This window comes from Shewanella maritima, assembly GCF_043643735.1.
Lineage (GTDB): Bacteria > Pseudomonadota > Gammaproteobacteria > Enterobacterales > Shewanellaceae > Shewanella > Shewanella maritima_A.
Window position 1 is genome coordinate 179931 of record NZ_JBHZSM010000003.1, and the last position, 14318, is coordinate 194248.

Sequence of the window (14318 nt, forward strand, 5' to 3'; positions counted from 1 at the left end):
AGTACTCGTGCAGTAAACATTTAAATGCCAGTCATTCGACTGGCATTTTTTATTTTCAATTCCAAAACCACCTTCTTCACAAGGTGGATTGTTTACTAGAGTAATTTGACCAAAATCTGTAGTGTTATTGAGTGGAAAGTTGATCAGCCATTGTTTGGTAATCCATTAAATCTTGGTGTTCTTCAACCCGCTTCTTACTCATATTAAACTTGAGTGTGGTTACACCTGGTACAGCAATATCGATAATTTTACCGGGTTTACCAAATTGCTCACCAGGGCCTCGCAAGCGATAGTTGCCGATTATTACCACTAATGAGCCAGCGTTATACATGTGCTCTATGTCTAAACTGTACTCCAATACACCAGCATGGGCGCGACTGAAAAACTCTAGAATATGTCGGCGGCCGGTATAGGTTACGTTGGCAGTTTTATCGTAAAACACGGTATCGCGGTCGTAGAAATATCTAAGCGATTTATAATCATGTTTGGTTAAAGCTGTGATGTATTCCATGGCATATTGCTGCTCTAATGGCATGTCGCCAAAATTATTGGCTTTTACTGGTACACAAAACAAACAAAGAATAAAACATATATAACGCAAGGTATTATCTCTTAGTTTTCAAATCAAAAGCGGGTAATGATAAGTGCCAATGGATTGCGCTCAAGCGAATGATCAAAGTACTTAACATGGCTAATGCGAGAGAGACCATACTGCCCATGCCCGCTAATAGGCTGAGGGTATAACAAATCCCGCCAACTATTGATGCCGTCGCATAAATCTCGGTACGTAATACCATGGGGACTTGGCGGCACAGCAAGTCTCGAATAATGCCACCACCTACGCCTGTGATCAATCCCATTACGACAGCAGACATACCTGATAGCCCAAGTGATAATGCTTTCTCGGCACCAATCACCGTAAACAAGGCTAAACCAAAGGCATCAGCGGTTGGAAGCGTCAGCCTCGATAACTTATAGGGTTTGCGAATAAAAATCAGGCAAGCAATGACCGTGGCGAGAATGACCAGAATATAATTGGGGTCGTTAATCCAAAATACGGGGGTAGCACCAATTATCGTATCGCGAATAGTGCCTCCGCCCACTGCTGTGACAGAAGCCAGTACCATGACGCCAAATGGGTCCATTCGATGCTTCCCAGCCGCTAATGCACCTGAAAGTGCAAATACTGCAGTACCGCACAAATCAAAGAAGTAAATCCAGTTGCTCATTTGCTCATCTCTTTCAAATGAATGTTCAAGGCATCGACAGAGATGCGTATTTCAACCACAGATAAAATCAGTGAATAAAGTAAAAACACCAAAGATAGACCAAAAATCAGAGAACCCGTTTTATTAAAACCCAGATAGATAAAAATCATGCAAAGCACGCATAAGGCGAAGCTGGTTACGCCAGTTTCTTGCATGCGCCTAATAATGGTAATGCGCTTTTTTAAATTGCTGATTTGATGCTGATTCACAGGTTCATCATTGTTACTTAAGGTTCTGATCAGTGCCGCGAGAGAGAAAAAACGATTGGTATAGGCCAGTAACAACAATGAAATCGCTGGAAATAATAACGCTGGTGTTGTTAATGATATTTGGGTCGTTTCAAACAAAGCGGTGCCTTTCGAGTATGTTTAGCTGAAAAAAACAGCTGAGCATAATACCTGTTTTATTGAAAAATTACATCGCTTGTAGCGAGCGTAAACCTAGCCATAAAACGGGCATTATTACGATTAACGCTAACCAGAAATAATATGCTGGGGTAATCAGCTTTTGCGCTTCAACAATGGACGCAGCACTGGGCAGAGACTGACTCACATTCACTTTCGCTCTGGCAACTCGAATCGTTTCTTTTTGATGTAAATATTGTTGCGGGCCGCCTAACTCAACATTGAGTAAGTTAGCGCCTACTTGCAAGGTGGCGAAGTCATTATCGGCCTGTTGTTGATTTATCTCATCGCCAAGTGCTTTGAAGGGGAGTCGCCCAAAAGGCAAGGAAAGTGTCAGCAGCCAAAGCGTTTTAGGGATGAAAAATAATATTCGGTTTAAAATGAAAACCGTCGCCCCGAATGCATGAAAGTGCGGATGAAAGGGAGGCCAATTCAATTCCAGTTTGCGTAAAAGTTTGGCCGTGAGCACCAAGGGAACGCCACCAATCACATAAAAAAAGATCACACTGAGTAACCCGTATACAGGGGAGGTGAGTTGCTGTTCGATAGTCGCTTTACAAATACCGACTTCTGAAAGAGACTTGGTATGGCTGTTTACCATGGTCGACAAAGTATCTCTAGCTTGTGGCTTTTGGCCTTTGTCCAATTGTTGATAAACGAGTTTAGCCTGTGCACTGGTTTGCCCTTCAGGAATACACAAGTACAAGATGAGAAAGTTGAAAAACCAAGGGAAAGCAGCGAGTGACAACAAAAATGCCACGATAGCCACTATGGGCACCACAATGAGTAAACACGCCATTAATCCAGCTATTTGACGCTGGCTTGGTGCTCGGTTGAAGCGGTTGACCTTATCTGCTATTTGCGTGGCTAATTTACTTAACCAAGTAAGAGGGTGCAATTCTGGTGCGAGTGGGGCAACTCGAGCCAGTATTAAGGCAGCAAACAACACTGCGCAATCAATCAGTAAAGCACTTTCATTTTGTAAAATTTGTGAAAATGACAAACTGTTCATAATGAGTGATTATGCTGCCTTATCGATGGATTACAATTTCTGTAGCAAAGCAATGACCATGAGTGCTGAGTGATGGCCAGCTTTGACTAAGTATGTATCAAAATCTACAGAAGAGTCATCATTAGCGTTATCAGAAATCGAGCGGATAACCACAAATGGGGTATTAAACTGGTGGCAAACTTGCGCAATGGCCGCTGCTTCCATTTCACATGCAGCCATGCTTGGGAAGTTGTCTAGCATGATTTTAGTGCGTTCAGGATCGCAAATAAAGCTGTCGCCAGTACAAATTAGTCCTTCAACTGCTTTGACTTCACCAAGCTCAGCTACGGCTTTTTTCGCGGCTTCTACAAGGCTTGTTTCAGGTATGAAGGCCGCCGGTTGTGATGCCATTTGACCAATTTCATAACCAAACGCTGTCACATCAACATCGTGGTGACGAACTTCTGATGAAATAACAATATCGCCAATCGCTAACTCTTTTAAAAAGCCGCCCGCAGAACCGGTATTGATGATCGTGGTTGCGCCGAATTTCTCAATTACAAGGGTGGTTGCAATACTGGCTGCCACTTTGCCGATGCCAGAGCGAGTGACGATGACTTCTTTATCTGCAATGGTGCCACTAACAAACTCAATGCCCGCAATTGTGGTGCTAACAGGGTTGTTGATAGCTTGAACTAGGTGAACAACTTCCGGCTCCATAGCGCCGATTATACCGATTTTCATATACTTGCCTTACAGGATACAAGGGAAAACAATTGCCACGCAGTATAACATTTGTGAATAAATGACGCGGAAATTATTGTTCTATGAAGGGTAAAAAAAAGCAAAGTGCGATTTTAACCACACTTTGCTTATTGTTATTTATTGATGATCTTAAGCAGTATGGTGGCCTTATTGCTTATAAACCACTCCATCTTTCATCACAAAGCTAACATTTTCCATGACACTGATGTTCTCTAGTGGGTTGCCATCAACCGCAATAATATCAGCTAGGAACCCCGCTTTTAACTGGCCTAGGTTGTCCTGTTTTAGCAGTGCCGCACTGTTGATAGTCGCTGCCTGTAGAGCTTGAGCGGGAGTCATCCCAAAAGTCACCATGCGCGAGAATTGCTTACCATTGTCACCGTGTGGATATATGGCGGCGTCAGAGCCAAATACCATTTTAGCCCCCGCTTTTACTGCTTTTCGAAAACTGTCTCGCTGAGCTTTAGACACTAACTTTTCTTTGTTGATATTTTCTTCTGGCACACCGTTAGCTTCGCCAAATGCCAGTGTGTATTCAGTGTTGTAGATATCACAAGAAAGATATGTTCCCGCTTTTATGGCCATGTTGATGGCTTCATCATCCATAAAACTACAATGTTCAATACTATCAATACCGGCTTTAATTGAAGCTTTAATCCCTTCTGTGCCATGTGCATGTGCCGCGATGACCATGCCTTGCATGTGTGCTTCTTCCACAGCGGCTTTAATTTCTTGATCGCTAAGTTGTTGAATGCCTACTTTGGTCCCTTTAGAGAATACGCCACCTGTGGCACATATTTTAATGGCATTTGCGCCGTACTTAATGTTTTCCCGTACTTTAGCCCGCACTTCCCACGGGCCATTTGCGACACCTTGAGCAACCGAGCGTTTTTCTGGCGCAGAAAAATTATCATCACAATGGCCACCCGTCACACTAATTGAGTGCCCAACAGCCCAGATACGAGGGCCAACAATGTCACCTGCATTAATGCCGTCTCGAGTCGCAATAACCGAGTAACCACTGGCACCGAGGTCGCGTACAGTGGTGAACCCAGCCATTAACGTTGTATTGGCATTGCTGACCGCTTTGATGGTCTTACGAGGAATAGAATCATTACGAGCTGCGAGAAAGTTATCATCGGCATGACTGGATAAATGCACATGCATGTCCATTACACCAGGTAGCAATGTTTTATCGCTAAGGTCAATGAGTTGGTACTGTTGTTTATTAGTCACATCTTGTTGTCGGGTGACTTGGGTTATTTGATTGCCACTGACCACAATGGCTGCATTGGGTATGGTTTTCCCTTTGGCTACATCAACATAAGATTTGGCGATGATAAGAGTATCTTTGGCGAGTGCTTGAGCACTGAGCAATCCCATTGCTATCGCTAGCGTTGTGATTGCTAGGTTTAGTCGAGCCATGCTAATCAATCCTTGTATTGTTATTATTTGTGCTTTTACTCTGTACGTTCAACTGTGAGATGTTGCTTAATACAGCATTTATGTGAATTTGAATTCATCATAATTCAAATCAACCTTTATACCAATCAATATAACGGTGTGATCGCTCAGCGAGAGTTTAACGCTGCTGCAAGGTGGTGTGTGAAAAGCAAGTTCTGCTAAGTGTAAGCTGGTAAACGCAGTGCTAGAATCGCAAAATAATCTGAGTAGAAGTAGATTTTTATACTGATTGATATTATTGACGAGTCTTGATTTGCGATGAGGTATATCAAAAACGCCTAGGCAAAAAAAATGCGCATGGTGACATGCGCAAATCACAAGCAAACTTGTACAAGTTCGATTAGTCGAGGTAGTTCAAAATGCCCATCGCAGCATCTCGCCCTTCTGCAATGGCTGTCACGACCAAATCTGAACCTCGCACCATATCGCCGCCAGCAAATACCTTAGGGTTAGTGGTTTGAAATGGGTTGTCAGCCAGTTTCTCAGCTTTGACCAAGCCCCATTCATTGGTCTCAATGCCAAAGTTTTCAAACCATGGTGCCGGGCTCGCTTGGAAGCCAAAGGCGATGATAATTGCGTCAGCTTCTAGGAGTTGTTCACTACCTTCGATAACTTCAGCCCGCTGGCGACCAGATTCATCTGCCTCACCCATTTGAGTCTCAACACACTCAATACCCACTACTTTGCCATTTTCCGTTTTAATCGCAGTAGGTTGGCGGTTGAAAAGGAAGTTAACCCCTTCTTCTTTAGCGTTTTGTACTTCACGGACTGAACCTGGCATATTTGCTTCATCACGGCGATATGCACATGTCACGCTATTGGCGTTTTGACGAACAGCCGTTCGCACACAGTCCATTGCCGTATCACCACCACCTAGCACCACAACATTTTTGCCTTCAAGGCTAAGGTATGGTGTCTGTGCGCTTTCAGTGCCCATTAAATGATGAGTATTACCAATCAAGTAAGGCAGTGCTTGAATCACACCGTCTGCATCTTCATTGGGTAATCTGGCTTTCATTGCGGTGTAGGTACCCATGCCTAGGAACACTGCATCATATTCATCTAACAAGTTTTGAAAGCTAACATCCTGACCGACAGTCACGCCAAGCTTGAATTCAATCCCCATGCCTTCAAGTACATTACGGCGGGTTGCCATGACTGACTTATCTAGCTTGAATGATGGAATACCGTAAGTCAGTAGCCCGCCAATTTGTGGGTACTTGTCGTATACCACTGCTTTTACGCCATTACGTGCCAAAATGTCCGCACAACCTAAACCTGCTGGGCCTGCACCAATGATGGCGACGCGCTCACTACGTGGCGTAACATGAGTCATATCTGGACGCCAACCTTGGGCAATAGCTGTGTCAGTAATGTATTTTTCAACATTACCAATTGTCACTGCGCCAAAGTCATCATTGAGGGTACATGCCCCTTCACATAGGCGATCTTGCGGGCATACACGTCCACAGATTTCAGGCAAGGTGTTAGTTTCATGAACTAAATCAGCGGCTTCTAAAATCCTGCCTTGTTTAGCTAAGCTCAGCCAGTTGGGAATATAGTTATGTAATGGGCATTTCCATTCGCAATAAGGGTTACCGCAGTCCAAACAACGGTCAGCTTGCTCAGTGACTTGAGGTTGTTCGAAAGGCTGATATATTTCAATAAATTGTGTAGCACGTTTCTCGGCTGCATGTTTAGTCGGATCAACACGTCCCACTTCGATAAATTGAAAATCATTATTCATCGTTTATTACCCCGCCTTGACTGCTAGTTGAGGATCTGGGTTGGCGATTTTAAGTAAATCTGCCACGGCGATATTTTTCGGCTTAACTAACACAAAGCAATCAATCCAGTTATCAAAATCACTCAATATCATGTTGCCGTGTTCACTCCCAGTTTCTTGAACATGGGCCTGAATCAGTTCACGTAAGTGCTCACGTTGAATGCTCGACTCAAGTTTTTGAGTATCGACTAACTCAGTATTCACGCGGCGGTGGAAACGGCGGTGCTGGTCAAACACATAGGCGAAACCACCTGTCATGCCCGCACCGAAGTTAACGCCAGTTTTACCTAGCACCACAACGATACCGCCTGTCATGTATTCACAGCCGTTATCACCTAAACCTTCAACGACAGCAATGGCGCCAGAGTTACGCACACCGAAACGCTCACCCGCTTTACCTGCGGCAAACAAACGGCCACCAGTGGCACCATACAGACATGTATTACCCATAATGGCGCTGCGCTCGCTTTGGAAAGGACTGCCAATAGGCGGGTGGATCACAATCTTACCGCCAGACATACCTTTACCAACATAGTCATTGGCATCACCGCAAAGCTTTAATTCAAGCCCTGGGCTATTCCAGACACCAAAACTTTGACCCGCACTACCATTAAAACCGAGAGCAATGGCTTGCTTGGCACCGTGAAGTCCCACATGAGTGGCAATATAGCCAGATAAACTTGCGCCTACTGAGCGGTCTGTATTATTGATGGCATATTGGCTAGAAAAAGGCTCTCCTGCTAACACGGCTTGTTGGCACTCTTCAACTAATAATTGGTTGAGTAAACCTTGGTCCGCTGGTGGATTGGTTTCTTTCCAAGTGATAGCAGTGGTTTCAGGCACTTGTGGTTTATATAAAATGGGGGCTAAATCGAGACCAGACTGTTTTTCTGTTTGTCCTGAAAGTGCCTCTAACAAGTCACTTCGTCCGACAAGTTGCTCAAATTCCGTCATGCCTAATTTCGCCATCCACTCACGTACTTCACGGGCAACGAATTCAAAATAGGTCACGACGCGTTCTGGTAAACCGTGATAATGGTTGTCTCGCAGGTTTTGATCTTGCGTTGCAACACCTGTAGCACAGTTATTTAAGTGACAGATACGTAAGTATTTACAGCCAAGGGCAATCATCGGTACGGTACCAAAGCCGAAGCTTTCAGCACCTAATAATGCTGCTTTGATGACATCAGTACCGGTTTTTAGACCACCATCCACTTGCAAGCGGATTTTGTGACGTAAACCATTAGCAACCAAGGATTGATGGACTTCTGCAAGGCCTAATTCCCATGGCGAACCGGCATATTTTACTGAGGTAATAGGGCTTGCGCCTGTACCACCATCGTAACCAGATACTGTAATCATATCGGCATAAGCTTTAGCAACACCGGTCGCAATGGTGCCAATACCTGGCTCTGATACCAGCTTGACCGACACCAACGCTGTAGGGTTGATTTGCTTAAGATCAAAAATCAATTGTGCGAGATCTTCAATCGAATAAATGTCATGGTGCGGCGGCGGTGAAATTAACGTCACGCCAGGACGTGAATGACGTAAACCTGCAATTTCTACACTGACTTTGTGACCCGGTAACTGACCACCTTCACCAGGTTTTGCACCTTGGGCGACTTTGATTTGCAACACTTCAGCATTGACAAGGTAGTGTGCGGTAACACCAAAGCGACCTGAAGCGATCTGTTTAATGGCAGAATTGCGTTCTGAATTAAAACGGCTTGGATCTTCACCACCTTCACCCGAATTAGAGCGGCCACCTAAACGGTTCATTGCCACTGCTAATGCTTCATGAGCTTCAGGGCTTAATGCACCGATACTCATTGCCGCACTGTCAAAGCGTGGGTAGAGTTTGGCTGCATCTTCTACGTTGGCGATATCTTGTGCTTGCTGCGTGTCTTTAATGCCAATCAAATCACGTAAAGTTGCAACAGGACGGTCATCAACAAGTTCTGCAAATTTTTGGTAAGTACCATAATTTTGCTGTTTCAAGGCCGTTTGTAATGTGTTGACAACATCAGGGTTAAAGCAGTGATACTCACCGCCTTCTACATACTTGAGTAATCCGCCTTGTGGTAATGGAACATGGCGTCTAAAGGCTGCCGTATGCAAGCTTGATTGGTCTTTGGCAATATGCTCAAAGCCTGCACCTTCAATTCTGCTTACAACACCATTAAAGCATAGCTCTACTACCTCTTTGGCTAAACCAACCGCTTCAAACTGTTGACTGCAACGGTAAGAACCAACGGTACTGATCCCCATTTTTGACATGATTTTACGTAAGCCTTTTTCAATACCGTAGCGGTAGTTGAGCATCAGGCTAGATTTATCTGTCATTTGTTGCTTGCGCGCCATTGCCGAGATGGACTCATAGGCAAGGTATGGGTAAATCGCTGTAGCCCCAAAACCAAGTAGCACGGCAAAGTGGTGCGGATCGCGAGCTGATGCTGTCTCTACGATGATGTTAGTATCACATCGTAGGCTTTGACTCACTAGACGGTGCTGTACGGCGCCAACAGCCATTGCAGCTGGGATAACTTGTACTTTTTTCCCCACGGCTCTATCAGATAAAACCAACAAGGTTGTGCCAGAACGTGCAAGGCGCTCAGCCTCATCAGTAATTCTTTCAATGGCTTGTTTGAGCGTTTCACTGGCGTCGTAATTTAAATCGACAGTGTTTGCACGGTAATAATTACTGTCTAATCCCAGTAGCTGGTTAAAGTCACTGAATAACAGAATCGGCGAATCGAACATGACTCGATAAGCATTACCTGTGGTTTCACAGAATAAGTTTTGCTCACGACCAACACAGGTCGCTAGCGACATCACGTGTTTTTCACGTAAAGGGTCAATCGGAGGGTTGGTTACCTGAGCAAATTTTTGTCTGAAATAATCATAAATGGAACGAGATTTTTTCGATAGCACAGCCATCGGCGTATCATCACCCATTGAGCCTGTTGCTTCTTCACCTTTACAGGCGAGTACCCACAACACTTGCTCAATTTCTTCTCGGCTGTAACCAAATTGCTTTTGGTACTGCAACAGCGTGTGTTGGTCAAACGCGCTATCACCTTGGTGAGATTGTTCAACTTTTTCAGCTGGGACCAAAGTTTGGCTGTTTTTCGCCATCCATTCTTTATACGGGTGGCGACGTTTAAGATCATTATCGATTTCAAACGATTGATACAATTTACCGTTTAAGGTGTCTAAAACTAATAATTCACCTGGGCCCACTCGGCCTTTTTCTATGACTTCATCTGCAGCGTAATCCCAAATCCCAACTTCAGATGCCAGTGTAATAATTCTATCTTTGGTGATCACATAACGTGACGGGCGTAAGCCATTACGATCAACTGCACAGGCTGCATGACGACCGTTAGTCATTACGATACCAGCAGGGCCATCCCACGGTTCCATATGCATAGAGTTAAAGTCGTAGAAGGCTTTTAGTTCGTCGTCCATTTCAGGATTTGATTGCCATGCTGGTGGAATAAGCAGTCGCATGGCGCGATATAAATCCATGCCGCCTGAAAGTAACATTTCTAGCATGTTATCAAGCGATGACGAGTCTGAACCGGTTTCATTTACAAACGGTGCAGCTTGCTGTAAATCGGGCAGTAGAGGTGAGCTGAACTTATAAGCACGTGCGCGCGCCCATTGACGATTACCTGTGATGGTATTGATTTCACCATTATGTGCCAAATACCTAAATGGTTGTGCAAGTGGCCATTTAGGCGAGGTATTGGTAGAAAAACGCTGGTGGAATAAACAAATAGAGCTCTTAAGGCGTAAGTCAGCGAGATCAGTGTAAAAGTTTGGCAAATCAGCAGGCATCAGTAGCCCTTTGTAGACAATGACTTGACCAGAAAGGCTGGCTACATAGAAGTCACTGTCGTCTACAATGCGTTGCTCTGTACGACGTCTTGCCATATATAGACGGCGTTCTAAATCTTTTTCGCGCCAACCCACAGGTGCATTAATCAGGGGTTGATATATTTGTGGCAGACTGGCTTTGCCAATCTCACCCAGCACTGATTCATTGATTGGCACTTTGCGCCAACCTGTAATACTCAAAGTCTCTTTTTGTAGCTCTTCTGCTAATACTTGTTTAGCGTAATCGGCTTTTTGCTGATCTTGACTTAAGAAGATCATACCCACGGCAAAGTTACGACTTAGGTGCCAATCATTTTCTGCGGCAACGGCGTTAAAAAACTCTCGTGGCATTTGCATTAATAAACCGCAGCCATCGCCAGTGCGACCATCGGCAGCAATACCACCACGGTGTTTCATACGGTCTAAGCCATGGATTGCAGTACGTACAATGCGATGACTTGCTTCACCGTCCATTTGCGCAATCAAACCAAACCCACAATTGTCTCTTTCGAAACTGGGATGATATAAGCTCATACAAACCCCCTAAAAGCTCACTAAAGATAAGACTCGGGGCTATGTTGTTATTCCATATATATTCACCCGAACCATTCAAATTAAACTTTGTTCTAGCAAAGGTCAATTAGCAAATTTGCTTCCAAATGAAATTTTATTACAGTTTTTAGGTTGGTTACGACTAAGCTTACGTTAACGTAAACTGTAAATATTTTTGTATAACCTTATGAATAAAAAGCTTTTTTGGTTATCTGTGTAGTTTTGTGCAATTTACTGAGCACTTTGAATATCATTGTTTTTGAAATAAAAAATTAGAATTTTATTTCATGTACAGTACATTCGGTTATATCGCCCTTGTTTGAGTAAATATTCACTTCTGTTAATTTAAAATCTGAAACTTTTGTTTAAAACGTAGGATGAAAGTTGTGTCATTCCTAGTTGTTACTGAGGCTATTTAACACTTCTTTGATTTAGCACCATGTTTATTGTTTAACTTATCACTAAAATAGCGCCCTTTTTGTCTGGCAGACTTTTGAGGCGTTAGCATATGGGCTTGGATGATTTCGTAAACACCTTTGGTGCTGTGTGTAAGCAAAAATACGGTGGACGTATTAAAAAGCTGACTATAGATGCTGCTTTTACATGCCCAAATAGAGATGGCTCATTAGGAAAAGGGGGGTGCACTTTTTGTAATGTGTCTTCATTTAATGAGCAGCAAGGAACAGGCCAGAGTATTGAAGCCCAACTTCACCAAGGTAAGCAAAACCTGTTACCCAGTGCCAAGCAATCGACATCGAAATATATTGCCTATTTTCAGGCTTATACTAGTACCTATGATGAATATCAGGTCTTGAAGCAAAAATATGATCAGGCTCTAGCTGATGCCAATGTGGTCGGCCTGCATATAGGTACTCGACCAGATTGCGTACCTGATGCGGTGTTAGATTTACTGCTTGAATATCAAAATCAAGGTATCGATGTATGGCTTGAGCTGGGTTTACAAACAGCCAATGACGAGACGTTGAAGAAAATTAATCGCGGCCATCAATTTAGTCAGTATGAAGATACCGTGTTGCGTGCCCGAAAACGTGGTTTAAAAGTATGCACTCACTTGATCCTTGGTTTACCGGGGGAATCAGACGTTGACTATCAAGCCAGTTTAAAAGCTGTACTTGCCGCCGGGGTTGATGGTTTGAAGATACATCCGCTACATATTGTAGAGGGGAGTACTATGGCCAAGCAGTGGCGTAATCAAAAGCTGCAAACCCTGACTAAAGAGGCGTATGCAGCTAGTGTAGCAAAACTTATCCGTATGACGCCTTTGAATATTATTTTTCATCGGGTCACCGCTTATGCAAAGAAACCCATGTTGCTGGCACCTGACTGGTGCGCTTTTAGGTGGGAAGGATTAGTTGCAATCGTTGATCAGCTTCGCGAGCACGGTGGCCAAGGTTGTGAAGTTAATGTACTTTCCGCCAATAGATCGAACAATTAAACTACAGTTGTTGCAAGATTGCGATTGGGATAGTTTATCAAGTAGGTTGTGAGTAAACACGTGTTTGTAATTGTTAGGTTTTATGTGAATATTAGCTGTCGATTATGTTGTAAGATTTTACTTTGTTGGCAAAATAAACACCGCGAGTGTTGCTAGTTTGTATGAAGGTAAAGCTCGGTTTTCTAAATTGTTATTAAATTGTTAAATAGCTCTAACTATTCACCTTTATCCGCTCGCAATGGTTGCACCGCTTATAAACCTGAGTATGATAATTGCTAATTAATTTTTTCACCCATCTTATGAGGTTGCCCTAAATGGCCACAACGCAATTAGATTCGATTTTGGATTTAAATACACTTGAGCAATATATCAGTGCAATTGGAGCTGGTACGTTATTAAAAAGCGTCGTGTTGTTTGAACAGTTAATGCCTGAGTATGTAGGGAGCTTAGTTAAGGCAAGTGAAGCAGACGACAAAGACACATTATGTGCAGAAGCCCACAAGTTTAAAGGCGCTGCAGGTTCTGTAGGACTTAAGCGTATCCAACAGTTAGCTCAGTTATTACAACACGGTGAAGAAGCCGCTTGGGATGCTGAAAACAAAGGTTGGTTAGCGACTATTGTTGAACACGCAGAAAGTGATCTGCAACAATTAAAGTTATTCTTAGAAGCCAAGTCATAAGCTTTGGTTTTGACTGAAAAGCTCCTGAGGGAGCTTTTTTTGTATCTAAAATCTGGGATTGTGATCTTTAAACTTGTTTAGCACATTCTTAGCATTCATTATTCTAATTAAATCTATTTAATGTCATCGGTTTTATGAAAAACTTACCCAGCCTCAAGAATTTGTTCTATTTAGTGAATTTGCATCAAGAGCAAAACTTTAACCGTGCAGCAAAAAAATGTTTTGTTAGCCAGTCAACGCTTTCAAGTGGCATACAAAATTTGGAAGAACAATTGGGTTATCAATTAATCGAGCGTGATCATAAGTCATTCATGTTCACAGCCATTGGTGATGAGGTGGTTGAGCGTGCACGCAGCATACTAACCAATGTCGACGATTTAGTTGAGTTGGTTAAGCACCAAGGTGAGCCTATGACCGGTGAAATCCGTTTGGGCTGTATTCCAACCATCGCGCCTTTTTTGTTAAGTCGTGTGGTCAAAATGTGCCAAAAGGACTATCCAGACTTAACACTATTATTGAAAGAAGATACCACCGAGCGTTTACTTGATGCGCTAGGCAAAGGTGAATTGGACTTATTGATATTGGCATTACCTGTAGATACCAGTGGTTTCCACAGTATGAAAGTCGGTGTCGATCCTTTTAAAATGGTTATTCATAAAGAATTGTCTGTTGATGTTGCCACGCCGATTGATTACCAAGAAATGCCAGATGAAAGTATTTTCTTGCTGCAGAGTGAACACTGTATAACAGGGCATGCCATTACAGCATGTCAGTTAGGTAATAGTGCCAAGATTAACCCATTTGCTGCCACAAGCTTGCATACTCTAGTGCAGATGGTGAATAGCAAGTTAGGAACAACATTTTTGCCGCAAATGGCAATTGATGCCGGTATCTTACATGACACAGAATTAAAGATAATGGCTCCACCAGGGGAAGCACCTTATCGTGATATTGGGTTGGTATGGCGTCAAACCACTAGCCGTATCAAAACATTCCGTACTTTAGGTTTGGCAATTAAGCAACAATTGTTATTACAAGCAGATGATGTAAAAAAGAGATAAGCTGGTGTG

Annotated in this window: 11 protein-coding genes; 3 read left to right on the forward strand and 8 right to left on the reverse strand. The window is 43.3% G+C overall.

What is annotated here, in order from left to right:
• Positions 1-124: 124 nt before the first annotated feature.
• From ACHUGF_RS05030 to gltB, 8 genes are all read right to left on the reverse strand, one after another.
• Positions 125-601, reverse strand: a complete 477-nt coding sequence (locus ACHUGF_RS05030; protein WP_394129689.1) for a nuclear transport factor 2 family protein — start codon at positions 599-601, stop codon at positions 125-127.
• Positions 602-605: 4 nt separating this feature from the next.
• The gene (locus ACHUGF_RS05035; protein ID WP_394129690.1) at positions 606-1229 is read right to left on the reverse strand and encodes a trimeric intracellular cation channel family protein; all 624 of its coding nucleotides are present in this window, start codon (positions 1227-1229) and stop codon (positions 606-608) included.
• Positions 1226-1615 (reverse strand): DUF2721 domain-containing protein, encoded by a 390-nt coding sequence (locus ACHUGF_RS05040; RefSeq protein ID WP_394129691.1) that lies wholly within the window; start codon positions 1613-1615, stop codon positions 1226-1228. The genes ACHUGF_RS05035 and ACHUGF_RS05040 overlap by 4 nt, the downstream gene beginning before the upstream one ends.
• 67 nt (positions 1616-1682) lie before the next feature.
• On the reverse strand, positions 1683-2675 hold the full coding sequence (locus ACHUGF_RS05045; protein ID WP_394129692.1) for a cobalamin biosynthesis protein CobD/CbiB: 993 nt from the start codon (positions 2673-2675) through the stop codon (positions 1683-1685).
• 39 nt (positions 2676-2714) lie between these two features.
• Entirely contained in the window at positions 2715-3407 is a 693-nt protein-coding gene (locus ACHUGF_RS05050; protein ID WP_394129693.1) for a 5'-methylthioadenosine/adenosylhomocysteine nucleosidase, read from the reverse strand.
• 168 nt (positions 3408-3575) lie between these two features.
• A complete protein-coding gene (locus tag ACHUGF_RS05055) occupies positions 3576-4853 on the reverse strand; it encodes a Xaa-Pro dipeptidase (protein ID WP_394129694.1) in 1278 nt (425 codons plus the stop codon).
• A gap of 379 nt (positions 4854-5232) precedes the next feature.
• A complete protein-coding gene (locus ACHUGF_RS05060) occupies positions 5233-6639 on the reverse strand; it encodes an FAD-dependent oxidoreductase (protein ID WP_394129695.1) in 1407 nt (468 codons plus the stop codon).
• Positions 6640-6645: 6 nt separating this feature from the next.
• Positions 6646-11094: a glutamate synthase large subunit gene (gltB, locus tag ACHUGF_RS05065; protein WP_394129696.1), complete on the reverse strand. Its 4449-nt coding sequence runs from the start codon at positions 11092-11094 to the stop codon at positions 6646-6648.
• Positions 11095-11620: 526 nt separating this feature from the next.
• Between gltB and mnmL the strand changes: the two genes are divergently transcribed.
• From mnmL to oxyR, 3 genes are all read left to right on the forward strand, one after another.
• Entirely contained in the window at positions 11621-12568 is a 948-nt protein-coding gene (mnmL, locus tag ACHUGF_RS05070; protein WP_394129697.1) for a tRNA modification radical SAM protein MnmL/YtqA, read from the forward strand.
• A gap of 314 nt (positions 12569-12882) precedes the next feature.
• Entirely contained in the window at positions 12883-13248 is a 366-nt protein-coding gene (locus tag ACHUGF_RS05075; RefSeq protein WP_394129698.1) for an Hpt domain-containing protein, read from the forward strand.
• A 134-nt stretch (positions 13249-13382) separates the two neighbouring features.
• Positions 13383-14309 carry a hydrogen peroxide-inducible genes transcriptional activator OxyR gene (gene oxyR / locus ACHUGF_RS05080; protein WP_394129699.1) on the forward strand — a complete coding sequence of 309 codons (927 nt, stop codon included), beginning with the start codon at positions 13383-13385 and terminating at the stop codon, positions 14307-14309.
• Positions 14310-14318 lie beyond the last annotated feature (9 nt).